This window comes from Pseudomonas sp. D3 (assembly GCF_029320995.1).
Classification (GTDB): Bacteria; Pseudomonadota; Gammaproteobacteria; order Pseudomonadales; family Pseudomonadaceae; genus Aquipseudomonas; species Aquipseudomonas paraveronii.
In genome coordinates, this window is sequence record NZ_CP119772.1 from 223720 (window position 1) to 249772 (window position 26053).

Sequence of the window (26053 nt, forward strand, 5' to 3'; positions counted from 1 at the left end):
CTAGGTCAATTTCCAACCAGCTTTTCCTTGAATTAGTTCTTTGCAGGCCATCAGCGCTTTTCTGTCCGACCGCCGTACAGAGGCAATGCCATAGATATAAAAATAAAGAAGGAAGTTATTTAAAGCTTTTCTGTAAAGCTTATAAAAGCTAGGCAGGCAATCTTCTGTGGATAACTACCTCAAGGCCATATTCTACTTGATGTACAGAGAATGACAACACGGGGGAGAAACGGTGCTCTGCCTGTGCTGCGCTGTCGGATAAGCTGTGGGTGGAATGGGTTGTTATCCACAGGCCAGTTACCCACAGACTTTCGACCCCACTTGTGCAACGAGCTTAGGGGCGCTTATCCACAGAGCTTATGCACAGACCATTGGTCGCCTTTATTCGCGTTAACACGTTGATTTTGGCTGGCCTGTGCGCAACCTACATGTGGATAAGTGGACGGCCGACCGCTACAATGGCGGCTGTTTTTGCCTCACCGGCTTTCAACTTAGGGGATATCCGTGTCAGTGGAACTTTGGCAGCAGTGCGTGGAGCTTTTGCGCGATGAGCTGCCTGCCCAGCAATTCAACACCTGGATCCGTCCACTACAGGTCGAAGCCGAAGGCGACGAGTTGCGTGTCTACGCACCTAATCGTTTTGTTCTCGACTGGGTCAACGAGAAATACCTGAGCCGCGTTCTCGAATTGCTCGATGAACATGGCAACGGCCTCGCGCCCGTGCTCTCTCTGTTAATAGGCAGCAAACGTAGCTCCGCCCCTCGTGCTGCGCCGAATGCGCCATTGGCCGCGGCTGCGTCGCAATCCCAGGCGGCGGCCGCACCGGTCAACCACACGCCGACTCCTGCGTCGACGGCTTCGAAAGCCTCGGCGCAGAAAAACGCGCCGGCCAACGTAGAGCCGTCCCGCGACAGCTTCGATCCGATGGCGGGTGCCAGTTCCCAGCAAGCACCGGTTCGCGCCGAACAGCGCACCGTGCAGGTTGAAGGCGCGCTCAAGCACACCAGCTACCTCAACCGTACCTTTACCTTTGAGAACTTCGTCGAGGGTAAATCCAACCAGTTGGCCCGTGCGGCCGCCTGGCAAGTGGCAGACAACCCCAAGCATGGTTACAACCCACTGTTCCTTTATGGTGGCGTTGGCCTGGGTAAGACGCACTTGATGCATGCGGTGGGTAACCATCTATTAAAGAAGAACCCGAATGCCAAGGTGGTGTACCTGCACTCGGAGCGCTTCGTGGCTGACATGGTCAAGGCCCTGCAGCTCAACGCTATCAACGAATTCAAGCGGTTCTATCGCTCCGTGGATGCCTTGCTGATCGATGACATTCAGTTCTTCGCGCGCAAGGAACGTTCCCAGGAAGAGTTTTTCCACACCTTCAACGCCCTGCTCGAGGGCGGCCAGCAGGTCATCTTGACCAGCGACCGCTATCCGAAGGAAATCGAAGGCCTGGAAGAACGCTTGAAGTCGCGCTTTGGCTGGGGCCTGACCGTGGCTGTCGAGCCGCCGGAACTGGAAACCCGCGTAGCGATCTTGATGAAAAAGGCCGATCAGGCGAAAGTCGATCTGCCCCACGACGCGGCGTTCTTCATCGCCCAACGCATTCGCTCCAACGTGCGTGAGCTGGAAGGCGCACTCAAGCGGGTCATCGCGCACTCGCACTTCATGGGCCGCGACATCACCATTGAGCTGATTCGCGAATCCCTGAAAGACCTGCTGGCACTGCAGGACAAACTGGTGAGTGTGGATAACATCCAGCGCACCGTGGCCGAGTACTACAAGATCAAGATTTCCGACCTGCTGTCCAAGCGCCGTTCGCGCTCGGTGGCACGTCCGCGCCAGGTGGCCATGGCACTCTCCAAAGAGTTGACCAACCACAGCCTGCCGGAAATCGGCGATGTCTTTGGTGGTCGCGACCACACCACGGTCTTGCACGCATGCCGCAAGATCAACGAACTTAAGGAATCCGACGCGGATATTCGCGAGGACTACAAGAACCTGCTGCGTACACTGACTACTTGATGACACCAGCGCAGCTTATTAAGGCAAGGGACTAGACCATGCACTTCACCATTCAACGCGAAGCCCTGTTGAAACCCCTGCAACTGGTCGCAGGCGTCGTCGAGCGCCGACAGACCTTGCCGGTACTTTCCAACGTATTACTGGTTGTCGAAGGCCAGCAATTGTCCCTGACCGGCACCGACCTGGAAGTCGAGCTGGTGGGTCGTGTTCAGCTGGAAGAGCCCGCAGAACCTGGCGAGATCACTGTGCCCGCGCGCAAGCTGATGGATATCTGCAAGAGCTTGCCCAACGACGCGCTGATCGACATCAAGGTCGATGAGCAGAAGCTGGTGGTCAAGGCCGGTCGCAGCCGCTTCACCTTGTCGACCCTGCCGGCCAATGACTTCCCTACCGTTGAAGAAGGCCCAGGTTCGCTGACCTGTAGCCTGGAGCAAAGCAAACTGCGCCGTTTGATCGAGCGCACCAGCTTCGCCATGGCCCAGCAGGACGTGCGTTATTACCTCAACGGTATGTTGCTGGAAGTATCGGAAGGCATTATTCGCGCCGTGGCCACCGACGGTCACCGCCTGGCCATGTGTTCGATGAAGGCCGATATCGGTCAGCCGGACCGTCACCAGGTGATCGTGCCGCGCAAAGGTATCCTCGAACTGGCGCGCCTGCTCACCGAGCCGGATGGCAACGTCAGCATTGTCCTGGGTCAGCACCACATCCGTGCCACCACCGGCGAGTTCACCTTCACCTCCAAGCTGGTTGACGGCAAGTTCCCGGATTACGAGCGTGTACTGCCTAAAGGTGGCGACAAGTTAGTGGTAGGTGATCGCCAGGCCCTGCGTGAGGCGTTCAGCCGTACCGCGATTCTGTCGAACGAAAAGTACCGGGGTATTCGCCTGCAATTGGCTAACGGCCAACTGAAGATCCAGGCCAACAACCCAGAACAGGAAGAAGCGGAAGAAGAAGTGGGCGTCGAGTACAACGGCGGTTCGCTGGAAATCGGCTTCAACGTGAGCTACTTGTTGGACGTGCTGGGTGTGATGACCACCGAACAGGTTCGCCTGATTCTGTCCGACTCCAACAGCAGTGCACTGGTGCAAGAATCCGACAACGATGACTCGGCTTACGTTGTTATGCCGATGCGTCTGTAATCATGCTCAGCAGAAGCTAGATGTCCCTCAGTCGCGTCTCGGTCACCGCGGTGCGCAATCTGCACCCGGTGACCTTCTCCCCCTCCCCCCGCATCAATATTCTCCATGGCGCCAACGGCAGTGGCAAAACCAGCGTGCTGGAAGCCATCCATCTGCTGGGGCTCGCTCGGTCTTTCCGCAGTGCCCGCCTGTTGCCGGTGATTCAGTACGAACAATTGGCGTGTACGGTGTTTGGTCAGGTCGAATTGGCTGAAGGTGGCCACAGCAGCCTGGGGATATCCCGTGATCGCGGCGGCGAGTTTCAGATCCGCATCGATGGGCAAAATGCCCGCAGTGCGGCGCAGTTGGCAGAAATCCTGCCGCTGCAGTTGATCAACCCTGACAGTTTCCGTTTGCTGGAAGGCGCGCCGAAAATCCGTAGGCAGTTCCTCGATTGGGGAGTGTTCCACGTGGAACCGCGCTTCATGGCCACTTGGCAGCGCCTGCAGAAGGCCTTGCGGCAGCGGAACTCATGGCTGCGGCATGGTACACTTGACGCCGCTTCACAAGCAGCCTGGGACCGGGAACTGTGCCTGGCCAGCGATGAAATAGATGAATACCGCCGTGCCTATATCAAAGCCTTGAAACCAGTCTTTGAGCAGACCTTGAGTGAGTTGTTAGACCTCGAAGGGCTGACGCTGAGCTACTACCGCGGTTGGGACAAAGAGCGTGAACTGAGCGCAGTGCTCGCCACGTCCTTGCAGCGGGATCAGCAAATCGGCCACACCCAGGCCGGCCCCCAGCGCGCTGATTTGCGTCTTCGGTTAGGCGCACATAATGCCGCGGATATCTTGTCCCGCGGCCAGCAAAAGTTGGTGGTGTGTGCATTGCGTATCGCCCAAGGGCACTTGGTTAGCCAAGCCCGGCGCGGTCAATGTATTTATCTGGTGGATGATTTGCCGTCAGAACTCGACGAGCAACACCGCCGTGCGTTATGCCGCTTGTTGGAAGACTTACGCTGCCAGGTGTTTATCACCTGTGTAGACCACGAATTATTGAGGGAAGGCTGGCAGACGGAAACGCCAGTCGCTTTGTTCCACGTGGAACAAGGCCGTATCACCCAGACCCACGACCATCGGGAGTGAAGGCATGAGCGAAGAACACACGTACGACTCGACCAGCATTAAAGTGCTGAAAGGTTTGGATGCCGTACGCAAACGTCCCGGTATGTACATTGGCGACACCGATGATGGTAGCGGTCTGCACCACATGGTGTTCGAGGTGGTCGACAACTCCATCGACGAAGCTCTGGCCGGTCACTGCGACGACATCAGCATTATCATTCATCCGGATGAGTCCATCACCGTGCGCGACAACGGTCGTGGCATTCCGGTAGACGTGCATAAAGAAGAAGGCGTTTCGGCGGCAGAGGTCATCATGACCGTGCTCCACGCCGGCGGTAAGTTCGACGACAACTCCTATAAAGTCTCCGGCGGTCTGCACGGTGTCGGTGTGTCGGTGGTGAACGCACTGTCCAAAGAGCTGATCCTAACGGTGCGCCGTAGCGGCAAAATCTGGGAACAGACCTACATCCATGGTGTTCCACAAGAACCGATGAGGATCGTTGGCGAGAGTGAATCTACCGGTACGCAGATCCACTTCAAGCCATCGGCTGAAACCTTCAAGAACATTCACTTTAGCTGGGACATCCTGGCCAAGCGGATTCGTGAACTGTCCTTCCTCAACTCCGGTGTTGGCATCGTCCTCAAGGATGAGCGCAGCGGCAAGGAAGAGCTGTTCAAATACGAAGGCGGCCTGCGTGCGTTCGTTGAATACCTGAACACCAACAAGACTGCGGTCAACCAGGTGTTCCACTTCAATGTTCAGCGCGAAGACGGCATCGGCGTGGAAATCGCCCTGCAGTGGAACGACAGCTTCAACGAGAACCTGTTGTGCTTCACCAACAACATTCCACAGCGCGACGGCGGTACTCACCTGGTGGGTTTCCGTTCCGCACTGACGCGTAACCTGAACACCTACATCGAAGCCGAAGGCCTGGCCAAGAAGCATAAAGTTGCCACCACCGGTGACGATGCCCGTGAAGGTCTGACTGCGATTATTTCGGTGAAAGTACCGGACCCTAAATTCAGCTCCCAGACCAAAGACAAGCTGGTGTCTTCCGAAGTGAAGACCGCCGTGGAACAGGAGATGGGCAAGTACTTCTCCGACTTCCTGTTGGAAAACCCGAACGAAGCCAAGCTGGTTGTCGGCAAGATGATCGACGCAGCACGTGCCCGTGAAGCGGCGCGTAAAGCCCGTGAGATGACCCGCCGCAAAGGCGCGCTGGACATCGCCGGCCTGCCGGGCAAACTGGCTGACTGCCAGGAGAAGGACCCTGCCCTTTCCGAGCTGTACCTGGTGGAAGGTGACTCTGCTGGCGGTTCCGCCAAGCAGGGTCGTAACCGTCGCACCCAGGCCATCCTGCCGTTGAAGGGTAAGATCCTCAACGTCGAGAAAGCGCGCTTCGACAAGATGATTTCCTCCCAGGAAGTCGGCACCTTGATCACGGCGTTGGGCTGCGGTATTGGCCGCGATGAGTACAACATCGACAAGCTGCGTTATCACAACATCATCATCATGACCGATGCTGACGTCGACGGTTCGCACATCCGTACCCTGCTGCTGACCTTCTTCTTCCGTCAGTTGCCGGAGCTGATCGAGCGCGGCTACATCTACATCGCCCAGCCGCCGTTGTACAAAGTCAAAAAGGGCAAGCAAGAGCAATACATCAAAGACGACGACGCCATGGAAGAGTACATGACGCAGTCGGCCCTGGAAGATGCCAGCCTGCACCTGAACGACGAAGCGCCGGGCATTTCCGGAGCGGCGCTGGAGCGCCTGGTCAACGACTTCCGCATGGTCATGAAGACCCTCAAGCGTCTGTCGCGCCTGTACCCTCAGGAACTGACCGAGCACTTCATCTACCTGCCGGCCGTGAGCCTGGAACAGTTGGGCGATCACGCAGCAATGCAGGATTGGCTGGCCCAGTACGAATTGCGCCTACGCACCGTCGAGAAATCCGGCCTGGTCTACAAAGCCAGCCTGCGTGAAGACCGTGAACGTAATGTGTGGCTACCTGAGGTCGAATTGATCTCCCACGGCCTGTCCAACTACGTCACCTTCAACCGCGACTTCTTCGGCAGCAATGACTACAAAACCGTAGTCACCCTGGGCGCACAGCTGAGCACTCTGCTGGACGACGGCGCTTATATCCAACGTGGCGAACGCAAGAAGCAGGTTAAGGAATTCAAGGAAGCCCTTGACTGGCTGATGGCCGAAAGCACCAAGCGCCACACCATCCAGCGCTACAAAGGTCTGGGCGAGATGAACCCGGATCAACTGTGGGAAACCACCATGGACCCGGCTCAGCGCCGTATGCTGCGCGTGACCATCGAAGACGCGATCGGCGCAGACCAGATCTTCAACACCCTGATGGGTGATGCGGTCGAGCCTCGCCGTGACTTCATCGAGACCAACGCGTTGGCGGTGTCTAACCTGGATTTCTGATCCAAGTTGTAGGTTCTCAAAGTAGTTGATCATCTTCACAAATAGATGAATCGACGAACTTAGGAAAAAGGCCAATTCTCTGAATTGGCCTTTTTTTGTGCTCGAAAATTCGGTCTCCGACGACGCCCATCCGTAGGTCGTAACAACTGCGAAAAGATAGCCTGAAAAATCGAGCATTTCGGCACTTTTGTCGAGCGTTTCGGCACAGTAACCGCTCTTTGTTCAATCTATCCTCGAGGCCCACCTAAAAACTCAGATGGAGTCGCGATGAAAATCAGATTAGTCCTGCCTGCACTTTCCATGGCAGTAGCACTCAGTGGTTACGCTGCCGACTTCTCACTGACCAGCCGGGATATTGCTGACAACCGCCCGCTGAGCAGTCGTGAAGTGTTCCAAGGTTTCGGTTGCGAAGGCGGCAATACGTCTCCTGAGCTTTCCTGGAAAAACGCCCCCGCAGGTACTAAAAGTTACGCGATCACCGTCTACGATCCCGATGCCCCGACCGGTAGTGGTTGGTGGCATTGGACGGTGGTTAACTTACCCGCTTCTACCAATAGCTTGCCGAGAGGAGTGGGAGCGAACCTGCCTGCCGGTGCGGTACAAGGGCGAACCGATTATGGCCTGCCGGGATTTGGCGGGGTTTGCCCTCCTGTAGGGGATAAACCCCATCGTTATCAATTCACCGTATGGGCATTGAAAGTGGATAAGCTACCACTCGACGGTGAGGCCAGTGGCGCCTTGGTTGGGTACATGCTCAATGCCAATGCCCTGGCCAAAGCGACCATTACTTCAACTTACGGACGTTAAGAACAATGCGCCCCTGTGACGGCATACAGCACCGGGAAAACATTATCGATGCGTGTGTCATACGGGCGCGACAGCCCATTACCTTGCCAAGGGTGCCGGTGCTCGTGACCACCTTATGTCGAGTGCGACAGGGGGAAAAACTGTTGCAATGGGATGACAGGGAGATGCGCGCGGGGCCACAACATCTGATTCTGATGCCGGCCGGACGCGAGCTTGGTATCTCAAACTTCCCTGGACTTCACGGTCACTACGTAGCCGATGCGGTGACGTTTCCCGTCTCGACATTGCGTAACTTCAGCGCCCGATATAGCCAGCAGATCATGAGCCGTCGCGGTGTACTGAAGACCGATCTATGCGTACCGCTGGACAGGCACACAACGCAGGCATGGGATCAGCTATTGGCCTCTATCAATGCGAACGCGCCGGACGCATTACGCACGCTCTATGGGGAAGCGGTTCTTCTAAGCCTGTGCCTTGACGGCCAGCTCGGACCTCTGCTGATGGGGCGCAACGACCCCATTTGCGAACGAGTTCAGCAGATATTAATGGGCAGCCCGGAGAGAGACTGGACGGTTGCCAGCGTCGCACAACACCTGAACCTGGGTGAGTCGACGTTGCGTCGCCAACTCGCGAATGAGGGGGACAGTTTCAGGCATATTCTGGAGGGCGTTCGACTGGCGACAGCGTTGCAATGGTTGCAAACGTCTTCCCGCCCAATTGGTGAAATTGCCGGTGCCTGCGGTTACGCCTCGGCCTCGCGTTTTGCGGTGCGCTTTCGCTCACACTATGGCCTGTCGCCACGTGAATTGCGTGCAGCGATTTAAGCACTCCATTCCGCTGAGGTTTGACCCGTTTTATTAGCTAAAGAACACTGCCCATAAAAATGCTCCACGTGGAACATCAGTATTTTTAGCCGGCCGATGCTGCGGCCACACTCTCCAACCGATACCCATACCCATAGATCGTCAACAGTTGCCAACCCCGATCCGCGGTCAACCCCAGCTTGTTCCGCAGCCGATAGATATGTGTATCCAGCGGGCGGGACGAGACCATTTCTTCGTGGCTCCAGAACCGCTCATACAGATACTCGCGAGACAACGGGCGAGCCAGGTTTGCGAACAGGCAACTGGCCAGGCGGTATTCGCGTTCGGTCAGGTTGATCGGTTTGCCCGCACGGGTGACGGTCAGTTCGGCGTCGTCAAAGGTCAGGTCGTTGAAACTTTGCACTTCAGAGGTTGCCGACTTTTGCAGACCATGGCGGCGCAGGACGGCGTTAACCCGGGCTTTGAGTTCATTCGGCCGAAAGGGCTTACTGACGTAATCGTCGGCGCCGCTGTTCAGGGCGGTGACGATATCGGCCTCGGCATCGCGGCTGGTGAGCATGATCACCGCCGGGGGCGATTCCATGTGTTCACGGGTCCAGCGCAGCAAAGCGATACCGCTGATATCGGGCAGTTGCCAATCGAGGATCAGCAGGTCGAAGGTTTCCCGACGCAGTTGGCGCAGCAGGTCATCACCGCGTTCGAAGCAATGCACAGACCAGTGCTGTTCCAGGTTGCTGGGGATCTGTCGCAGTGTCTGTTCCACCCGCTGCAATTCAGCGGGTTCGTCATCCAGTATTGCGACACGCATGGGTAGGTCCTTTCAACTTGAAATATTTCAGCTGTCGGCCGGTCGAAGAGCGGGCGTCCTTGCTGCGCGAATGCCGGTCATTGAATCTGAAGAATTGTGGTCAGATTCAACGAGCCATGGGATCTCTCGGTACGCTGATATCAAAGGGCCGTTAATGCTTTGAAAACCGTGTGGCTCAGGGGGAAAGATACCGACTCCCGTGCGTAAGGAAAAGGATCAGTGCTACTGGCATTGCATAGCCCTGCGCGCAGCTGATACCGCGCCCCGATGTACGGTATGTTTCAACCAACGCATTCAGGAAAACCCCTGGGGCGATCAAAATGAGCTTCACTGGGTTCAGCATCACGCCGCGCACCACCTGGACGGAGAAACCGGGTCTATGACATCTTCAACTATCCATTTTCAGCAGCGGTGCGGGTTCCCGGCGGTCGCGCTGTGAAGCTGTGGCGCAAGGCCGAAAAGCGCCAGCCCACGCAAGCGCAGCTTTTGTTCCACGGCCTGGTCCGCGAGTGGTTGTGGATTGGCCTGGTGTTGCTGCCCTTCACCGCGTATCTGTCTTTAAGCTCGAGCCTTGCCTTTAACAGCCCGTTGTATGACAGCCTTCGCCGCCTGACTCCCCTGCCGGTTGATCCGCGTATTTTGCTGGTGACCATCGATGACCAAAGCCTGAAGAAGCTGGGTCAATGGCCGTGGCCCCGCAGCCTGCATGCGGACTTGATCAACCGTCTGAGCGCGGCCCAGCCGACGGCGATCTTGTTCGATGTGATCTTCAATGACGCGGGTAACATCGCCGATGACCAGCGACTGGCGGATGCGGTGTGCAACGCCGGCAACGTTCTGCTGCCCCTGGAACGCGATGGCACCGCGAGCTTAAGCCCGGCAGGCGAGCAGCTGTTACCGCTGCTCAAGTGTGCCAAGGGACTGGGCCATATCAATGTCGAAGCAGACAGCGACGGTGCTGTCCGTAGCCTGTATCTGCGCGAAGGCCCGCCTGGGAGCACCCTCCCGCAGTTGGCGTGGCAGGCGTATAGGTTGAGCGGGCAAACCGCGCAAATGCCTGGGCGCAGCGAGCAACCCAACACTCAGCGCTGGCATCGGGAATTCAGGGTTCGTGTCCCGTTCACGTCTGAGCAACATGCGTTTCCCAGTGTGTCCTATGTCAGCGTATTACACGGCGAAGTACCGGCCGAGTTGCTGCGTGACCGCCTGATCCTGGTGGGCGCGAGCGCCTATGGGTTGGGTGACCGTTTTGTGACGCCGCTCTCCTCCACTCCAGATACCACTGCGGGCGTGGAGATCCAGGCCAATGTGCTCAACGGCTTGTTGCAGGAGCGCAGCATTGTCGATCTCCCCGGCTGGCTCGCGGCACTGATTGCAACCGCCTGGGTGGCGTTGCTGCTGGGCCTGTTGTTGTACCGTCCGCGCTACGCCCTGTGGATGACCTTGGGTTGCATGGCCGGCGCGTTGCTCGGCGCATGGGCGCTGTTACGCCTTGGTCACTGGTGGTCACCCGCCGCGTGCCTGATCGGCTTGTTGCTCAGCTACCTGATCTGGAACTGGCGCCGCTTGAGCGTGATCCTTGCCTACTTTGGCTGGGAACTGGCGCGACTGGACAACGAACCCAAGGTGTTGCCCGAGCGCCGCCGTGCGCCGGCGAACAAAGGCGATGTGTTGCAAGGGCGCATCTTTGCCCTGGAGCAGGCCGTTAGCCGGACCCGTGATACCCGACGCTTCATGGCCGATGGCCTCGAATGCCTGCCGGTGGCGACCCTAATTACCGACCCACGGGGCAACATTTTGTTGGCCAACCGCATTGCCCGCGAAGTATTCGGTAATGATCTGGTCAACGAAAACCTGCTCGAACAACTCGCCGACCTGGGCTATCCGCCGCTGCATAACGGCGTGCGCCCGGCCCTGTCAGCCCTGGAACTCGTCGAGTTCCGTGACATCCACCAACGCAGCCTGCGCATGGAAATCGCGCCCTTGCTGCCCGCCGAAGGTGATATCGCGCTCGGCTGGTTGCTTAGCCTGACCGACTTGAGCAAGGAACGCGAAGCCCAGCAACACCGCGAAACCATGCTGCGCTTCCTGTCCCACGACCTGCGTGCGCCGCACTCGGCGATCCTCGCGTTGCTGGATGTGCATAACGGTGAGTCCCCGGTGTTTGCCCAGATCGAGCAGCAGGTTCGACGCGCCTTGAGCCTCACCGAATCTTTCGTACAGCTGGCAAAAGCCGAGGCTGACGGCTATCACTTCCAGCCAACCCTATTTGCCATGCTGGTGATGGATGCGTTTGACCAAGTGGCGGTGATCGCCCAGCTCAAGGGCATCCAGTTGGTCAACGACCTGGATGTGGCGGATGAAGGCATGGTGTCGGCCGATCAATCCCTGCTCACCCGTGCATTGTTCAACGTGCTGGAGAACGCGATCAAATACTCGCCGTCCGGAACCACCGTGAGGTTGAGCCACGGCAGCGCGCAAGGTTGGTTGGAATGTCGCATCAGCGACCAGGGCGCAGGCATTGCGGCAGAGGACTTGCCGGAACTGTTCAGCCAGTATTGCCGCTTCGATTCCGCCCAAGGCAGCGAAGGCCTTGGGTTGGGCCTGACCATGGTCAAGGCCGTCGTGGAGCGTCACGGTGGCCGTATCTGCTGCGAAAGCGTGGTGAGCAAAGGCACCACGTTCACCCTGCAACTGCCGCTGCTGGAAGACTGACAACACGTGCTTTTGCGCTGTGTATAAAAAACCGGTCTCAAGGACCGGTTTCTTTATGCAAAAAAATACTTATGCACGGTTTCAGTATTTTTATGAGTTCTGTAAATATCTAAGTAAATCAGCTTGTTACGAAGAAAAAATGCCACTTTTCGAACAAACCGTACACAGGTTATCCACAGATTCTCAGGCGACCGGCGTGTCCACCACCACCGGCTCCGGCGGCAGCGAACCCATGGCACGTTGCTGGGCTTCATTCCAGGCTGCAGCGCGGTCATTCAGCGCGGCAATTGCACGTGGGCCTTCACCTTCGGCGTACATCGGTTCCCCAATCACCACGGTGATGGTGCCTGCACGTTTTAACCAACCGGTTTTTGGCCAGAACCTGCCGGCGTTGTGTGCAATCGGTAAAACAGGCAGGTTGGCGTTGACGGCCAACGCAGTGCCGCCGCGTGAGAACTTACCGACGGTGCCGTAGGGCACACGCGTACCTTCCGGGAAGATCAGTACCCAAACGCCGTCCTTGAGTAGCTCGTGGCCCTTTTTGGCCACGTGCTTGAGCGCCGCCTTGGGGTTGTCACGGTCGATGGCGATCGGGCGCAGCATCGCCATGGCCCAACCGAAGAACGGCACGTACAGCAGCTCACGCTTGAGCACTTGGCTCAGGGGCGAGAAGTACGCCGAGAGGAAGAACGTCTCCCATGTGCTCTGGTGGTTCGACAGAATCACACAGGGCTGATCCGGGACGTTTTCCGCGCCCTTGACCTCGAAGCGAATGTTCAGGAACACCTTGGTCAGCCACAACGCGCAGCGGCACCAATAGACGTTGATGAAGCGATAGCGCGCCTTGAACGGCAGGAAAGGCGCGATAAAAAAGCTCAGGGTGCACCAGAGAAACGAACTGGTGCCCAACAGCAGGTAAAAGAAGAAGGTTCTGATGGCCTGCAAAATCGACATGGCGGCATTTACCGTTGCGGGACACAGCCCGCCTGTTAAAGGCGCACTCCCGAACAATCCTTGGTCAGGAAGTCGAGGGTGGCTAGTTGTTGATAAGTTCTGCGGCAACCGCCGCCAGATCGTCAAAAATCAAGGTGCCTACCGGCAGGTTTTTCGCCTGGGTCTTTTCGCCTTTCCCGGTCTTTACCAAAACTGGCTGAGAGTCGACGGCTTTGGCCGCCTCCAGGTCACCGAGGCTGTCCCCGACGAACCATAGCCCAGCCAGGGGCACGTTGTAATGTTCTGAAATAGTTTTCAACATGCCGGGCTTGGGCTTGCGGCATTCGCAGCCCTCATCCGGCCCGTGGGGGCAGTACACCACCAGCCCTACCTCACCGCCCTGCTCCGCCACCAACGTGCGCAAGCGCGCGTGCATGGCGTCCAGGGTTGCGATGTCGTAGTAGCCGCGGGCGATGCCGGACTGGTTGGTGGCGACGGCCACCGTCCAGCCGGCTTTGCTCAACTGCGCGATGGCCTCAATCGCGCCGGGCAGTGGGATCCATTCCTCCACCGACTTGATGTAAGCGTCGGAGTCGTAATTGATCACCCCGTCCCGATCGAGAATCAGCAGTTTCAACATGATCAGCCCAGTACGGAAATGTCTGCGATGTTGATGAACAGACCGCGCAGACGCGCCAGCATGGCGTAGCGGTTTTTCCGCACGCCGGCATCTTCGGCATTGATCATCACCGCTTCGAAGAACGCATCCACCGGCTCGCGCAGCGTGGCCAGGCGCGCCAGTGCTTCGGCGTAGTTACGCTCGGCGATCAACGGCTTCACCGCATTTTCCGCCTTGGCGATGGCCGAGTTCAGCGAGAACTCCTTGGCATCGGCGAACAGGCCAGGGTCGACATCGGCGTTGCCCAGGCCTTCGGCCTTGCTCAGCAGGTTCGACACACGCTTGTTCACGGCGGCCAGGGCATCGGCTTCCGGCAGTTTGCGGAAGGCCTGTACGGCTTGCACACGCTGGTCGAAGTCCAGCGCCGAACCGGGTTGCAGGGCACGTACCGACAGGTACACCGAAACGTCCACGCCTTCGTCTTCGTAACGCGCACGCAGGCGGTCGAACACGAACTCCAGCACTTGCTCGGCCAGGCCGGCTTGCTTGACCTTGCCACCGAACTGGCCGACCGCGAACACCACGGCCTGGGTCAGGTCGAGGTCGAGCTTCTTGTCGATCAGGATACGCAGCACGCCCAGGGCCGCGCGGCGCAGGGCATACGGGTCTTTGCTACCGGTGGGCAGCATGCCGATGCCGAAGATACCGACGAGGGTGTCCAGCTTATCGGCAATGGCCACGGCCGCACCGGTCAGGGTGGTCGGCAACTCGGCGCCAGCACCGCGCGGCATGTACTGCTCGTTCAGGGCCAGGGCAACATCGTCTGGCTCGCCGTCGTTGAGGGCGTAGTAGTAACCGGCAACACCTTGCATTTCCGGGAACTCGCCAACCATTTCGGTGGCCAGGTCGCACTTGGACAGCAGGCCGGCACGCGCGGCCCAGGCGGTATCACCACCGATACGCGGCGCAATGTAGGCGGCCAGTTTGGAAACGCGCACGGCCTTGTCGTAGACGCTGCCGAGTTTTTCCTGGAACACCACGTTTTGCAGGCGCAGGTTGAAGTCTTCGAGCTTCTGCTTCTTGTCTTGCTTGAAGAAGAACTCGGCGTCGGTCAGGCGCGGGCGCACGACTTTCTCGTTACCGGCGATGATCTGCTGCGGGTCCTTGCTTTCGATGTTGGCCACGGTGATGAAGCGCGGCAGCAATTTGCCGTCCACGTCCAACAGGCAGAAGTACTTCTGGTTGTCCTGCATCGTGATGATCAGGGCTTCTTGCGGTACATCGAGGAAACGCTCTTCGAACGAGCACACCAGCGGCACTGGCCATTCAACCAGGGCGGTCACTTCGTCCAACAGGCTTGGCGGCACGATGGCGGTGCCTTCCTGCAGGCGGGCCAGCTCTTCGGTGCGCTTGCTGATCAGCTCGCGACGCTCGTTGGCATCGGCCAGCACATAGGCGGCGCGCAGGTCGTTGAGGTAGTTGGCTGGCGCGGTGATACGCACGCTTTGCGGGTGGTGGAAGCGGTGACCACGGGAATCGCGGCCGGCTTTCTGGGCAAGGATGGTGCAATCGATGACTTGGTCACCGAGCAGCATCACCAGCCACTGGGTCGGACGCACGAACTCTTCCTTGCGCGCACCCCAGCGCATGCGCTTGGGGATAGGCAGGTCGTTCAGGGAGTCTTCGACAATGGTCGGCAACAGGCTGGCCGTCGGCTTGCCTTTGATGACCTGGCTGAAGCGCAGTTTCGGGCCGCTCTGGTCGATCTCGCTCAACTCGACGCCACACTTCTTGGCAAAGCCCAGTGCGGCTTGAGTCGGCTTGCCTTCGGCGTCGAAGGCAGCCTGGCGTGGCGGGCCGTCGAGGTTGATGCTGCGGTCCGGCTGCTGGGTTTCCAGCGCGGTCAACAACACCGCCAGACGGCGCGGCGCGGCATAGACCTGCTTCGCCTCAAACTTCAGGCCGGCGCTTTGCAGGCCTTTTTCGATACCGGCCAGGAACGCATCGGCCAGGGTGTTCAGCGCCTTGGGTGGCAGCTCTTCGGTGCCCAGTTCAACCAGAAAATCTTGAGCACTCATTGTGCAGCCTCCAGCTTAGCCAACACTTCATCACGCAGGTCCGGGGGTGCCATCGGGAAGCCCAGCTTGGCACGTGCCAGCAGGTAGGCTTGGGCGACGGAACGCGCCAGGGTGCGTACACGCAGAATATATTGCTGACGCGCAGTCACCGAGATGGCACGGCGGGCGTCCAGCAGGTTGAAGGTATGGGACGCCTTCAACACCATTTCATAGCTCGGCAACGGCAGCGGCTGGTCGAGTTCGATCAGGCGCTTGGCTTCGCTTTCATAGAAGTCGAACAGTTCGAACAGCTTCTCGACGTTGGCGTGTTCGAAGTTATAGGTCGACTGCTCCACTTCGTTCTGGTGGAACACATCGCCGTAGGTCACTTTGCCGAACGGGCCGTCTGCCCACACCAGGTCGTAGACCGAGTCCACGCCTTGCAGGTACATGGCCAGGCGCTCGAGACCGTAGGTGATCTCGCCGGTCACCGGGTAGCACTCGATGCCGCCCGCTTGCTGGAAGTAGGTGAACTGCGTGACTTCCATGCCGTTGAGCCAGACTTCCCAGCCCAGGCCCCAGGCGCCGAGGGTCGGCGATTCCCAGTTGTCTTCGACGAAACGGATGTCGTGGACCAGTGGGTCCAGGCCGACATGTTTCAGCGAGCCCAGGTACAGCTCCTGGAAGTTGTCCGGGTTCGGCTTCAGTACCACCTGGAACTGGTAGTAGTGCTGCAGACGGTTCGGGTTTTCGCCGTAGCGGCCGTCAGTCGGGCGTCGACTGGGCTGCACATAAGCGGCGTTCCAGGTTTCCGGGCCGATGGCCCGCAGGAATGTAGCGGTGTGGAAAGTGCCGGCGCCTACTTCCATATCGTAGGGCTGAAGTACCACACAACCTTGCTCGGCCCAGTACTGCTGGAGGGCGAGGATCAAGTCTTGGAAGGTACGCACGGCTGGCGTAGGCTGGCTCACGAAATTCACCTGTTACTTGGGCTGCGATTTAAAGAGCGGGAGTATACCCGATTCGGCCGCGCCACCATCCCCTGGAGCCTTATGCCACGCTGCTTTTGGTGTTCTGAAGATCCGCTGTACATGGCTTATCACGATCAGGAGTGGGGAACGCCGCTGCGCGATGCGCAGGGTTTGTTCGAGTTACTTTTGCTCGAAGGGTTCCAGGCGGGCCTGTCCTGGATCACCGTTTTACGCAAACGCGAGCATTATCGGAAGGTCTTGTTCGGTTTTGATGCGCAGCGCCTGGCGCGGCTGAGCGATGCCGAGATCGAAGCGTTGATGCTCGATCCGGGCATCGTGCGCAATCGTCTGAAGCTCAACGCCACCCGCCGCAATGCAGCGGCTTGGCTTGCGCTGGAGGACCCGGTGGGGCTGCTGTGGTCGTTTGTCGGCGGCGTGCCCAAGGTCAATCACTTCAAGGACCGCAGCGAAGTCCCGGCGATTACGCCCGAGGCCGAGGCCATGAGCCGCGCCCTGAAAAAAGCCGGTTTCACCTTTGTCGGGCCGACCATTTGCTACGCGTTCATGCAGGCCTCGGGCATGGTCATGGACCACACCCGGGACTGCGACCGTTACGCGGACTTGGCCAACGCCGGTTAGAATGCGTGCTTTGCGCACCACACACGATCAGGAGTGACCTGTGGAAAAGTTTAAAGGCGCCTTGCTGGTAGGCGCTCTCCGGTTATTTGCCCTGCTGCCCTGGCGCGCCGTGCAAGCCGTAGGTTCGACGATTGGCTGGATCATGTGGAAAACCCCCAACCGCTCCCGCGACACGGTGCGGATCAACCTGTCCAAATGCTTCCCGGACATGGACCCGGCCGAGCGCGAACGCCTGGTAGGCCGCAGCCTGATGGACATCGGCAAGTCCCTGACCGAAAGCGCCTGCGCCTGGATCTGGCCGGCCCAACGCTCCATTGACCTGGTGCGCGAAGTCGAAGGCCTGGAAGTCCTCCACGAAGCCCTGGCCTCGGGCAAAGGCGTGGTCGGTATCACCAGCCACCTGGGCAACTGGGAGGTGTTGAACCACTTCTATTGCAGCCAGTGCAAACCGATCATTTTCTACCGCCCGCCGAAGCTCAAGGCGGTGGATGACCTGCTGCGCAAGCAACGCGTGCAACTGGGTAACCGCGTGGCCGCGTCCACCAAGGAAGGCATCCTCAGCGTGATCAAGGAAGTGCGCAAAGGCGGCCAGGTGGGTATTCCGGCCGACCCGGAGCCGGCTGAATCGGCGGGGATCTTCGTGCCGTTCTTCGCCACCCAGGCGCTGACCAGCAAGTTCGTACCGAACATGCTCGCGGGCCACAAGGCGGTCGGCGTGTTCCTGCATGCCCTGCGCCTGCCGGACGGTTCAGGCTACAAAGTGATCCTCGAAGCGGCGCCGGAAGACATGTACAGCACCGACACCGCCACCTCCTGCGCGGCGATGAGCAAAGTGGTGGAGCGTTATGTCGGCGCCTACCCGAGCCAGTACATGTGGAGCATGAAGCGCTTCAAGAAACGCCCGCCGGGTGAGGCGCGTTGGTACTGACTCAAGGGCAACACAAAACAATGTGGGAGGGGGCTTGCCCCGATAGCGGTGGTTCAGTCACATATGCATCGACTGACACACCGCTATCGGGGGCAAGCTGAACTGGTCAACTAATTTTGGACACCAGTTAAGGTTTCACGCCGCCAGTTTCTCCATAGCTACCGGCGACCGGTAGCCGTTGTAGCTGTGGAGCCTGACGTTGTTGTAACGCATCAAATAACGCTGCAAATCCACTCGGGCTTCATGCTCTGAGCTGTAGCCATCTTCTGGTACCCATTCTGATTTAAGGCTCCCAAAGAAACGCTCCATCGGGGCGTTGTCCCAGCACTCACCTTTGCGACTCATGCTTTGCAGGAGTCCATGCTTGCGCATTTCATTCCTGAATTTGTGGCTGGTGTACTGACAGCCTTGGTCGGAGTGAAACAGCACCTCTTTTGGACGGCCTCGCAACTCGACCGCCATTCGCAACGCTTCGCAGGTCAGCGTGGCATCGGAAATCATCGAAAACGACCACCCCACAATCCGGCGAGCGAACAGATCCAGAACTGCCGCGAAATACATCCAGCGCTTGCCGACTTTGATATACGTCACATCGCCACACCACACCTGGTTGATCGCTGTGACATCAAACTGGCGCTTGAGCACATGCGGCGCTACCAGCGCTTCCACGCCGGATGATTTGTACTTATGCCGCCGGCGTTGACGACTGATGACGCCCGCTTCACGCATCAGGCTGCGCGCCATGTACCGCCCGACGCGATGCCCCTTGGCTTGCAGTTCCTTAGCTAAAGTGCGCGATCCAGCAGATGCTCTGGACTCCTTGTGATGCTCGACCAGGGCGGCTTTGAGCTTTTCCCGCTCAGGTTTCACCTTGCCTTGGCGCTGACGCCAGGCGTAAAAGCTGCTGCGGTTAACACCGAACGCCCGACAGCAATTGTTAACGCCGTACTGCTCGTCCAGCTCACAGATCAACGTGAATGATCTTTGGCGTCCAACAGCAAGAGAGCACTGGCCTTTTTTAGGATTTCGATGTCCAGGTCTTTTTGCCTGAGTAACGCTTTGAGCTGCTGAATCTCTCGTTGATCGGCGGTAATAGCCTTGGCGCCAATCGGAGTCGAGCCCAGCCGCTCTTTGCGAACCTGATCGACCCAGCGGCGCAACGCAGTCGGGCCAATATCCAGACTGGCACAGACGTCGGGAACCGACTGCCCCTCGTCCAGCACCATGCTGGCCGCCTTGAGTTTGAACTCACTCGAATAAGATTTACGCATATCCAAACACCTCAGATTTGGGCGCCATCATAGCGCCCGATTGAAGTGTCCAAAATCATTAGGCCAGTTCAAGCCCCCTCCCACATTTGAGTTCTACTTAGGCCTGGCGGTCGAGTTTCTTCAGGAACACCGTCATCTCTTTTTCGGCCTGCTTGTCGCCATGGGCCTGAGCAGCCGCAATCCCCTGCTCCCAGGCCAAGCGTGCCGCCGCACGGTCTTCCAATCCCAACTGCGCCTTACCCAACAACTTCCACGCCGCCGAATACTTCGGATCAAACTCGACACACTTGTGCAAATGCTCGGCCGCCTTGGTGTTGTCCTTCAGGTCCAGATAACCCTTGCCCAGCCCAAAGCGCAGCAGCGCGTTATCCACACCCTTGGCCAGCATCTTCTCCAGGGATTCGAGCATGTCGGTGTACTCCGTTTAATCAGAAAAAGCTCAGCCCCACGTGGAACAGCTTCTCCACATCGCGGATATGTTTTTTATCCACCAAAAACAGGATCACATGGTCGCCGGTGGCAATTACCGTGTCGTCGTGGGCAATGATTACTTCTTCATCGCGAATGATCGCGCCGATGGTGGTACCCGGCGGTAGGCCGATGTCGCGGATGGCCTTGCCGATGACCTTGCTTGACTTCGAATCGCCATGGGCGATCGCCTCGATGGCTTCCGCCGCGCCCCTGCGCAGGGAGTGTACGCTGACGATATCGCCACGGCGCACGTGGGTGAGCAAGGTGCCGATGGTGGCCAACTGCGGGCTGATGGCGATGTCGATATCGCCGCCCTGGACCAGGTCGACATACGCCGGGTTGTTGATGATGGTCATCACCTTCTTCGCCCCCAGCCGCTTGGCCAGCAGCGACGACATGATGTTGGCCTCGTCATCGTTGGTCAGGGCCAGGAAGATATCGGCGTCGGCGATGTTTTCTTCCATCAGCAGGTCGCGGTCCGAGGCGCTGCCTTGCAGGACCACGGTGCTGTCGAGGGTGTCGGACAAATGCCGGCAGCGCGCCGGGCTCATCTCGATGATCTTCACCTGGTAGCGGCTCTCGATCGCCTCGGCCAAGCGTTCGCCGATCTGCCCGCCACCGGCGATGACGATGCGTTTATACGTCTCGTCGAGACGGCGCATTTCGCTCATCACTGCACGAATATTCGCTTTGGCGGCGATGAAGAAGACTTCGTCGTCGGCCTCGATCACCGTGTCGCCCTGGGGCAGGATCGGCCGGTCACGCCGGAAAATCGCCGCCACGCGGGTTTCCACATTCGGCATGTGCTCGCGTAGCTGGCGCAGTTGCTGGCCGACCAACGGGCCGCCGTAATAGGCCTTCACGGCGACCAGTTGCGCTTTGCCGTCGGCGAAGTCGATCACCTGCAAGGCGCCGGGAATTTCGATCAGGCGCTTGATGTAGTGGGTGACCACCTGCTCCGGGCTGATCAATACGTCCACCGGGATCGCATCGTTGTCGAACAGGCCGGCGCGGGTCAGGTAGGCGGCTTCACGCACCCGGGCGATCTTGGTCGGGGTGTGGAACAGCGTGTGGGCGACCTGGCACGCGACCATATTGGTCTCGTCGCTGTTGGTCACGGCCACCAGCATGTCGGCATCGTCGGCACCCGCCTGACGCAGCACCGTAGGAAATGACGCACGGCCCTGTACGGTACGAATATCCAGGCGGTCGCCGAGGTTGCGTAGGCGCTCGGCATCGGTGTCGACCACGGTGATGTCGTTGGCTTCGCCGGCCAAATGTTCGGCCAGCGTGCCACCGACCTGCCCTGCCCCAAGGATGATGATTTTCATCCGGTCACTCCCTTTAAACCGTTCAGCCGCGTGCGGCGGCGATCTTGATCAGCTTGGCGTAGTAGAAGCCATCGTGCCCGCCTTCTTGCGCCAGCAATTGGCGACCGTGGGGCTGCTTGATGCCGGCTGCCGTAGCGAGGTCCAGCTCCCGTGCGCCGCTGGTGCGGGCGAGGAAGGCTGCGATGACCTCGGTGTTCTCGGTGGGCAAGGTGGAACAGGTGGCGTAAAGCAGGATGCCGCCGACTTCCAGGGTCGGCCACAACGCGTCGAGCAGTTCGCCTTGCAGCACGGCGAGGGCGGCGATGTCGTCGGGCTGGCGGGTCAGCTTGATGTCCGGGTGGCGACGGATCACGCCGGTGGCGGAACACGGCGCATCGAGCAGGATGCGCTGGAACGGCTTGCCGTCCCACCAGGTGGCGGTGTCGCGGCCGTCGGCGGCGATCAGCTCGGCGTTCAGGCCCAGGCGTGCGAGGTTTTCCCGCACACGCACCAGGCGCTTGGCTTCCAGGTCGACGGCGACGACGCCGGCCAGGTCTTTTTCGACTTCGAGGATGTGACAAGTCTTACCGCCGGGTGCGCAGCAGGCGTCCAGCACGCGCTGGCCCGGGGCCAGGTCGAGCAGGTCGGCCGCCAGTTGCGCGGCTTCGTCCTGCACGCTGATCCAGCCTTCGGCGAAGCCCGGCAGGCTACGCACATCGGTGGCGGCTTCGAGCACAATGCCGTCGGGGCTGTACACGCACGGCGTGGCCGCGATGCCTGCATCGGTCAGCAATTGCAGATAAGCATCGCGGCGGTGATGGCGACGGTTGACCCGCAGGATCATCGGCGGGTGCGCATTGTTCGCCGCGCAGATGGCTTCCCATTCCTCGGGCCAGAAGGCTTTCAGGGATTTTTGCAGCCAGCGCGGGTGCGCGGTACGTACCACCGGGTCATGTTCCAGTTCGGCCAGCAGCGCTTCGCTTTCACGTTGGGCACGGCGCAGCACAGCGTTGAGCAGGGCTTTGGCCCAGGGTTTTTTCAGCTTGTCGGCGCAGCCGACGGTTTCACCGATGGCGGCGTGGGCCGGCACGCGGGTGTAGAGCAATTGATAAAGGCCCACCAGCAGCAGCGCTTCCACATCGGCATCGGCCGCCTTGAACGGCTTTTGCAGCAGCTTGGCCGCCAGCGCCGACAGACGCGGCTGCCAGCGCGCGGTGCCGAAGGCCAGGTCCTGGGTGAAACCGCGATCGCGGTCTTCGACCTTATCCAACTGGGTCGGCAGTGAACTGTTCAGCGAAGCCTTGCCGTTGAGTACGGCGGCCAGGGCCTTGGCGGCGGCCAGACGCGGGTTCATTGGGCGGCCACCCCGAGCAGCGTGCCCACGGCAAATTTCTCACGACGACTGTTGAACAAGTCGCTGAAATTCAGCGCCTTGCCGCCGGGCAATTGCAGACGGGTCAGACACAGCGCCTGTTCGCCGCAGGCAACCAGTAGGCCGTCTTTGCTGGCGCCGATGATTTCACCGGGGGCGCCCTTGCCGTCGGCCAGGGTGGCGGCGAGTACTTTCAAGGCTTCGCCATTGAGGGTGCTGTGGCAGATCGGCCACGGGTTGAACGCGCGCACCAGGCGCTCCAGCTCCACGGCCGGGCGGCTCCAGTCGAGGCGTGCCTCGTCCTTGTTCAGCTTGTGCGCGTAAGTCGCCAGGCTGTCGTCCTGCGCCTCGCCTTCAAGGGTGCCGGCAGCGAGCCCGGCAATGGCCTGGATCACGGCCGGCGGGCCCATCTCGGCCAGGCGATCGTGCAGGCTGCCGCCGGTGTCTTCGGCGGTGATCGGGGTGCTGACTTTCAGCAGCATTGGGCCGGTATCCAGGCCCGCTTCCATGCGCATCACGGTCACGCCGCTTTCGCTGTCGCCCGCTTCCACGGCGCGCTGGATCGGCGCCGCACCGCGCCAGCGTGGCAGCAGCGAAGCATGGCTGTTGATGCAACCCAGGCGTGGGATATCGAGAACCACTTGGGGCAGGATCAAACCGTAGGCCACCACCACCAGCAGGTCCGGTTTCAGCGTGGCCAACTCAGCCTGGGCCTCGGCGTTGCGCAGGGTCGGCGGTTGCAGCACGGGAATGTTGTGCTCCAGCGCCAGTTGCTTGACCGGGCTCGGCATCAGTTTTTGCCCGCGACCGGCCGGGCGATCCGGCTGGGTGTACACCGCGACGATGTCATAAGGGCTGGCGAGCAGCGCCTTGAGGTGTTCGGCGGCAAATTCGGGTGTGCCGGCAAAAACAATGCGCAGTGGCTCGGTCATGGGCGTTCTCGGTTAAAAGCAGTCACAAAAGAAAAAGGCTTGCCGCAGCAAGCCTTTGGAAGAAGGGCATCAAGCTTGCTGGCGGTGCTTTTTTTCCAGCTTCTTCTTGATCCGGTCACGTTTGAGCGTGGACAAGTAATCGACAAACAGCTTGCCGTTGAGGTGGTCGCATTCGTGCTGGATACACACCGCCAGCAGGCCTTCGGCAACCTGCTCGAAAGGCTTGCCGTCGCGGTCCAGGGCCTTGATCTTCACGCGCACCGGGCGTTCGACGTTCTCGTAGAATTCCGGCACCGACAGGCAGCCTTCCTGATATTCGCCCATTTCGTCGGTCAGCGCTTCGAACTCGGGGTTGATGAACACCCGTGGTTCGCTGCGATCTTCGGACAGGTCCATCACCACGACACGCTGATGCACGTTGACCTGGGTCGCGGCGAGGCCGATGCCCGGGGCTTCATACATTGTTTCAAACATGTCATCGACCAACTGACGAACCTTGTCGTCCACTACGGCCACTGGTTTGGCGATCGTGCGCAGGCGCGAGTCGGGGAATTCGAGGATGTTCAAAATAGCCATAAGCGTAATTGCTGCACATGTGAGGTAAAGGCAAATCGGCGTTGGGATGGACCCACACGGCCGGTGTGGAACGCTCGGAAGCCGCGAAGGCTATGGCGTTTCACGCGAACGTACATAATAAAGGAGATTGACCCCATGAGGAAATCGCTACTCGTCTTGCTGCTCTGGGCCCCGTTCGCCCTGGCCCTGCTTCCAGCGCCCGGCCCGAGCCTGGATCAACCGACGCAACAGGCCATCCAGCAATTTTTGTTACACAATCGCATCCTCGATTCACCCCTCGATCTCGATAACGCGCCCTACGTTGTCGCGGCAGAGGCCGGGCGTGTGCTGGGGGCTGATGGCGAGCGCGTGTATGCCCGCGGCGTCATGGACCCGGCCCAGCCCAGTTACGGGATCTTCCGCCGAGGCAAGGTCTACACCGACCCCCAAACCCAGGAGCTACTGGGGATCAACGCCGACGACATCGGCACCGCGCGCTGGGTGATGGCCGGCGACCTGACCTCCCTTGCCGTGCAGCGTGTCACCCAGGAAGTGCGCCCCGGCGACCGTTTACTCCTTACCGAGCCGCCCGTTGCGCTGGCCAGCCTGGAAGGCGCGCAGGCAGTGCCGTTTATTGAAGGGCACATCATCGACGTACCCAGGGGCGTTACACAGATCGGCGTGCTGGATGCCGTGACCCTGAATAAAGGCCGCCGCGACGGCCTGGTCGAAGGCCAACGGCTGAGCGTGCTCAAGACCGGCGCCACGGTACGCGACGCCCTCAGCGGCGCCCAGGTAAAACTTTCCGATGAGCGCGGCGGCACGCTGCTGGTGTTTCGCACCTATGAAAAGCTCAGTTACGGCCTGGTCCTCAGTGCCTCGCGGCCACTGGCGGTGATGGACCGTTTCGAGACTGCCCGTCAAACGCAATAAATAGGCTGCTAAATAAGTTACCAACAGAGTTATCCACAGCTTGTTCCGGTCAAGGATGATCAGATGTATCCGATAAACAACAGTGAAATTTCCCCGGCAGAACTGGAAGCCCGGCTACGTTTGCACCGGCTGCCGGAACTGGGCCCGAAGCGTTTTCGCCTGTTGATCGACGCGTTCGGCTGCGCCTCGAAGGCGCTCAGCGCGCCGGCCAGCGCCTGGCGCTCGCTCGGGTTGCCCGCCATCAGTGCCGAGGCCCGGCGCAGCCATGAAGTCCGCGAGGGCGCGAGCGTGGCGCTGGCCTGGCTGGCGCGTCCGGCCCAGCATTTACTGATGTGGGACCAGCCTGAGTACCCCGCACTACTGGCCCAGATCGATGACGCACCGCCGTTGTTATTCGTTGCCGGCGACCCTTCGATCCTGGAAAAACCCCAGTTGGCCATGGTCGGCAGCCGCCGCGCATCGCGTCCCGGCATGGACACCGCCGCGGCTTTTTCCCGCAGCCTGGCGAGCGCCGGTTTTGTCATCACCAGCGGCCTGGCTCTGGGCATTGACGGTGCGGCGCATCAAGCGGCTTTGGAGGTCGGCGGGAAGACAATCGGCGTACTCGGCACCGGCCTGGAAAAGTTTTATCCACAGCGCCACCGACGCCTCGCGGCAGCGATGATTGCCCAGGGCAGCGCGGTGGTTTCCGAGTTTCCGCTGGACGCCGCGCCCCAGGCCGGCAATTTCCCTCGGCGCAACCGCATCATCAGTGGTCTGTCGCTCGGCGTGCTGGTGGTGGAAGCCGGCATGGCCAGCGGTTCGCTGATCACCGCGCGGCTCGCGGCCGAGCAAGGGCGCGAGGTGTATGCGATTCCGGGCTCGATCCATCATCCAGGGGCCAAGGGTTGTCATCAGCTCATTCGCGATGGCGCGGTGTTGGTGGAAACCATCGAGCACATTCTTGAAGGCTTGCGCGGGTGGCAGGCGCTGTCGCGTCCGGTGCCGATGCCGGTGACCCATCCGCTGGTTGCACTGCTGCACGCGGCGCCGCACACCAGCGAAGCCTTGGCGATTGCCAGTGGGCGGCCGTTGTCCCAGGTGCTGGCGACACTCACCGAGTTGGAGCTGGAAGGCCAGGTGGTCTGCGAAAGCGGGCGCTGGCTCGCGCGCTGCTAGGTTTTGTAACGAAGATCGGTAAACTGCGCAGAGCTTTAGT

The 26053-nt window shown here is 59.7% G+C and carries 23 protein-coding genes; 11 read left to right on the plus strand and 12 right to left on the minus strand.

Annotation, left to right across the window (positions count from 1 at the left end; all coding sequences use genetic code 11):
• Positions 1-504: 504 nt before the first annotated feature.
• The 6 genes from dnaA (at position 505) to P3S72_RS01000 (ending at position 8341) form a co-directional block, all read left to right on the plus strand.
• Positions 505-2022 (plus strand): chromosomal replication initiator protein DnaA, encoded by a 1518-nt coding sequence (gene dnaA / locus P3S72_RS00975; RefSeq protein ID WP_247396743.1) that lies wholly within the window; start codon positions 505-507, stop codon positions 2020-2022.
• A 38-nt stretch (positions 2023-2060) separates the two neighbouring features.
• The gene (gene dnaN, locus P3S72_RS00980) at positions 2061-3164 is read left to right on the plus strand and encodes a DNA polymerase III subunit beta (RefSeq protein ID WP_276195574.1); all 1104 of its coding nucleotides are present in this window, start codon (positions 2061-2063) and stop codon (positions 3162-3164) included.
• Between the two features lie 20 nt (positions 3165-3184).
• On the plus strand, positions 3185-4288 hold the full coding sequence (gene recF, locus P3S72_RS00985; RefSeq protein WP_010565854.1) for a DNA replication/repair protein RecF: 1104 nt from the start codon (positions 3185-3187) through the stop codon (positions 4286-4288).
• 4 nt (positions 4289-4292) lie between these two features.
• A complete protein-coding gene (gene gyrB, locus P3S72_RS00990) occupies positions 4293-6710 on the plus strand; it encodes a DNA topoisomerase (ATP-hydrolyzing) subunit B (protein ID WP_276195575.1) in 2418 nt (805 codons plus the stop codon).
• 267 nt (positions 6711-6977) lie between these two features.
• Positions 6978-7517, plus strand: a complete 540-nt coding sequence (locus P3S72_RS00995) for a kinase inhibitor (RefSeq protein WP_247396745.1) — start codon at positions 6978-6980, stop codon at positions 7515-7517.
• Positions 7518-7522: 5 nt separating this feature from the next.
• Complete coding sequence (locus tag P3S72_RS01000; RefSeq protein ID WP_276195576.1) at positions 7523-8341, plus strand: helix-turn-helix transcriptional regulator; 819 nt, start codon at positions 7523-7525, stop codon at positions 8339-8341.
• A gap of 85 nt (positions 8342-8426) precedes the next feature.
• Here the strand turns inward: P3S72_RS01000 and P3S72_RS01005 are convergent, their stop codons facing one another.
• Complete coding sequence (locus tag P3S72_RS01005; RefSeq protein ID WP_276195577.1) at positions 8427-9149, minus strand: response regulator transcription factor; 723 nt, start codon at positions 9147-9149, stop codon at positions 8427-8429.
• A gap of 435 nt (positions 9150-9584) precedes the next feature.
• Between P3S72_RS01005 and P3S72_RS01010 the strand changes: the two genes are divergently transcribed.
• On the plus strand, positions 9585-11864 hold the full coding sequence (locus tag P3S72_RS01010; protein WP_276195578.1) for a CHASE2 and HATPase_c domain-containing protein: 2280 nt from the start codon (positions 9585-9587) through the stop codon (positions 11862-11864).
• Positions 11865-12047: 183 nt separating this feature from the next.
• Here P3S72_RS01010 and P3S72_RS01015 read toward each other — a convergent pair whose 3' ends face one another.
• The 4 genes from P3S72_RS01015 to glyQ form a co-directional block, all read right to left on the minus strand.
• On the minus strand, positions 12048-12818 hold the full coding sequence (locus tag P3S72_RS01015; protein ID WP_276195579.1) for a lysophospholipid acyltransferase family protein: 771 nt from the start codon (positions 12816-12818) through the stop codon (positions 12048-12050).
• A gap of 82 nt (positions 12819-12900) precedes the next feature.
• Positions 12901-13440 carry a D-glycero-beta-D-manno-heptose 1,7-bisphosphate 7-phosphatase gene (gene gmhB / locus P3S72_RS01020; protein WP_247396770.1) on the minus strand — a complete coding sequence of 180 codons (540 nt, stop codon included), beginning with the start codon at positions 13438-13440 and terminating at the stop codon, positions 12901-12903.
• Positions 13440-15494 (minus strand): glycine--tRNA ligase subunit beta, encoded by a 2055-nt coding sequence (gene glyS / locus P3S72_RS01025; protein WP_276195580.1) that lies wholly within the window; start codon positions 15492-15494, stop codon positions 13440-13442. Before glyS ends, gmhB begins: the two co-directional genes overlap by 1 nt.
• Positions 15491-16444 (minus strand): glycine--tRNA ligase subunit alpha, encoded by a 954-nt coding sequence (glyQ, locus tag P3S72_RS01030; RefSeq protein ID WP_276195581.1) that lies wholly within the window; start codon positions 16442-16444, stop codon positions 15491-15493. The genes glyS and glyQ overlap by 4 nt, the downstream gene beginning before the upstream one ends.
• Before the next feature lie 81 nt (positions 16445-16525).
• Here glyQ and tag point away from each other — a divergent pair, with 81 nt between their 5' ends.
• Positions 16526-17083, plus strand: coding sequence for a DNA-3-methyladenine glycosylase I (gene tag, locus P3S72_RS01035; RefSeq protein WP_276195582.1), 558 nt, complete (start codon positions 16526-16528; stop codon positions 17081-17083).
• Positions 17084-17123: 40 nt separating this feature from the next.
• Positions 17124-18011 carry a lysophospholipid acyltransferase gene (locus P3S72_RS01040; protein ID WP_276195583.1) on the plus strand — a complete coding sequence of 296 codons (888 nt, stop codon included), beginning with the start codon at positions 17124-17126 and terminating at the stop codon, positions 18009-18011.
• A 135-nt stretch (positions 18012-18146) separates the two neighbouring features.
• On the opposite strand, the gene P3S72_RS01045 is transcribed toward P3S72_RS01040, so the two are convergent.
• The 7 genes from P3S72_RS01045 to def form a co-directional block, all read right to left on the minus strand.
• Positions 18147-18983, minus strand: coding sequence for an IS3 family transposase (locus tag P3S72_RS01045; RefSeq protein ID WP_276193551.1), 837 nt, complete (start codon positions 18981-18983; stop codon positions 18147-18149).
• Positions 18980-19282 carry a transposase gene (locus tag P3S72_RS01050; protein WP_276193552.1) on the minus strand — a complete coding sequence of 101 codons (303 nt, stop codon included), beginning with the start codon at positions 19280-19282 and terminating at the stop codon, positions 18980-18982. The genes P3S72_RS01045 and P3S72_RS01050 overlap by 4 nt, the downstream gene beginning before the upstream one ends.
• A 97-nt stretch (positions 19283-19379) precedes the next feature.
• Positions 19380-19691 (minus strand): hypothetical protein, encoded by a 312-nt coding sequence (locus tag P3S72_RS01055; RefSeq protein WP_276195584.1) that lies wholly within the window; start codon positions 19689-19691, stop codon positions 19380-19382.
• Between the two features lie 19 nt (positions 19692-19710).
• Positions 19711-21084 carry a Trk system potassium transporter TrkA gene (gene trkA / locus P3S72_RS01060; protein ID WP_247396765.1) on the minus strand — a complete coding sequence of 458 codons (1374 nt, stop codon included), beginning with the start codon at positions 21082-21084 and terminating at the stop codon, positions 19711-19713.
• 22 nt (positions 21085-21106) lie between these two features.
• Positions 21107-22417 (minus strand): 16S rRNA (cytosine(967)-C(5))-methyltransferase RsmB, encoded by a 1311-nt coding sequence (rsmB, locus tag P3S72_RS01065; RefSeq protein WP_276195585.1) that lies wholly within the window; start codon positions 22415-22417, stop codon positions 21107-21109.
• Complete coding sequence (fmt, locus tag P3S72_RS01070; protein WP_276195586.1) at positions 22414-23367, minus strand: methionyl-tRNA formyltransferase; 954 nt, start codon at positions 23365-23367, stop codon at positions 22414-22416. Before fmt ends, rsmB begins: the two co-directional genes overlap by 4 nt.
• 69 nt (positions 23368-23436) lie before the next feature.
• Complete coding sequence (gene def / locus P3S72_RS01075; protein ID WP_253400245.1) at positions 23437-23943, minus strand: peptide deformylase; 507 nt, start codon at positions 23941-23943, stop codon at positions 23437-23439.
• A gap of 135 nt (positions 23944-24078) precedes the next feature.
• Here def and P3S72_RS01080 point away from each other — a divergent pair, with 135 nt between their 5' ends.
• Positions 24079-24855 (plus strand): peptidoglycan-binding protein, encoded by a 777-nt coding sequence (locus P3S72_RS01080; protein ID WP_276195587.1) that lies wholly within the window; start codon positions 24079-24081, stop codon positions 24853-24855.
• A gap of 63 nt (positions 24856-24918) precedes the next feature.
• Positions 24919-26013, plus strand: a complete 1095-nt coding sequence (gene dprA / locus P3S72_RS01085) for a DNA-processing protein DprA (protein WP_276195588.1) — start codon at positions 24919-24921, stop codon at positions 26011-26013.
• Positions 26014-26053: the final 40 nt, after the last annotated feature.

Excerpts from the sequence above, each read along its gene's own strand:
- dnaN (WP_276195574.1), top strand. The coding sequence starts at position 2,061 with ATGCACTTCACCATTCAACGCGAAGCCCTGTTGAAACCCCTGCAACTG.
- recF (WP_010565854.1), top strand. The coding sequence starts at position 3,185 with ATGTCCCTCAGTCGCGTCTCGGTCACCGCGGTGCGCAATCTGCACCCG.
- gyrB (WP_276195575.1), top strand. The coding sequence starts at position 4,293 with ATGAGCGAAGAACACACGTACGACTCGACCAGCATTAAAGTGCTGAAA.
- P3S72_RS00995 (WP_247396745.1), top strand. The coding sequence starts at position 6,978 with ATGAAAATCAGATTAGTCCTGCCTGCACTTTCCATGGCAGTAGCACTC.
- P3S72_RS01000 (WP_276195576.1), top strand. The coding sequence starts at position 7,523 with ATGCGCCCCTGTGACGGCATACAGCACCGGGAAAACATTATCGATGCG.
- P3S72_RS01005 (WP_276195577.1), bottom strand. The coding sequence starts at position 9,149 with ATGCGTGTCGCAATACTGGATGACGAACCCGCTGAATTGCAGCGGGTG.
- P3S72_RS01015 (WP_276195579.1), bottom strand. The coding sequence starts at position 12,818 with ATGTCGATTTTGCAGGCCATCAGAACCTTCTTCTTTTACCTGCTGTTG.
- glyS (WP_276195580.1), bottom strand. The coding sequence starts at position 15,494 with ATGAGTGCTCAAGATTTTCTGGTTGAACTGGGCACCGAAGAGCTGCCA.
- tag (WP_276195582.1), top strand. The coding sequence starts at position 16,526 with ATGCCACGCTGCTTTTGGTGTTCTGAAGATCCGCTGTACATGGCTTAT.
- P3S72_RS01050 (WP_276193552.1), bottom strand. The coding sequence starts at position 19,282 with ATGCGTAAATCTTATTCGAGTGAGTTCAAACTCAAGGCGGCCAGCATG.
- P3S72_RS01055 (WP_276195584.1), bottom strand. The coding sequence starts at position 19,691 with ATGCTCGAATCCCTGGAGAAGATGCTGGCCAAGGGTGTGGATAACGCG.
- trkA (WP_247396765.1), bottom strand. The coding sequence starts at position 21,084 with ATGAAAATCATCATCCTTGGGGCAGGGCAGGTCGGTGGCACGCTGGCC.
- rsmB (WP_276195585.1), bottom strand. The coding sequence starts at position 22,417 with ATGAACCCGCGTCTGGCCGCCGCCAAGGCCCTGGCCGCCGTACTCAAC.
- fmt (WP_276195586.1), bottom strand. The coding sequence starts at position 23,367 with ATGACCGAGCCACTGCGCATTGTTTTTGCCGGCACACCCGAATTTGCC.
- def (WP_253400245.1), bottom strand. The coding sequence starts at position 23,943 with ATGGCTATTTTGAACATCCTCGAATTCCCCGACTCGCGCCTGCGCACG.
- P3S72_RS01080 (WP_276195587.1), top strand. The coding sequence starts at position 24,079 with ATGAGGAAATCGCTACTCGTCTTGCTGCTCTGGGCCCCGTTCGCCCTG.
- dprA (WP_276195588.1), top strand. The coding sequence starts at position 24,919 with ATGTATCCGATAAACAACAGTGAAATTTCCCCGGCAGAACTGGAAGCC.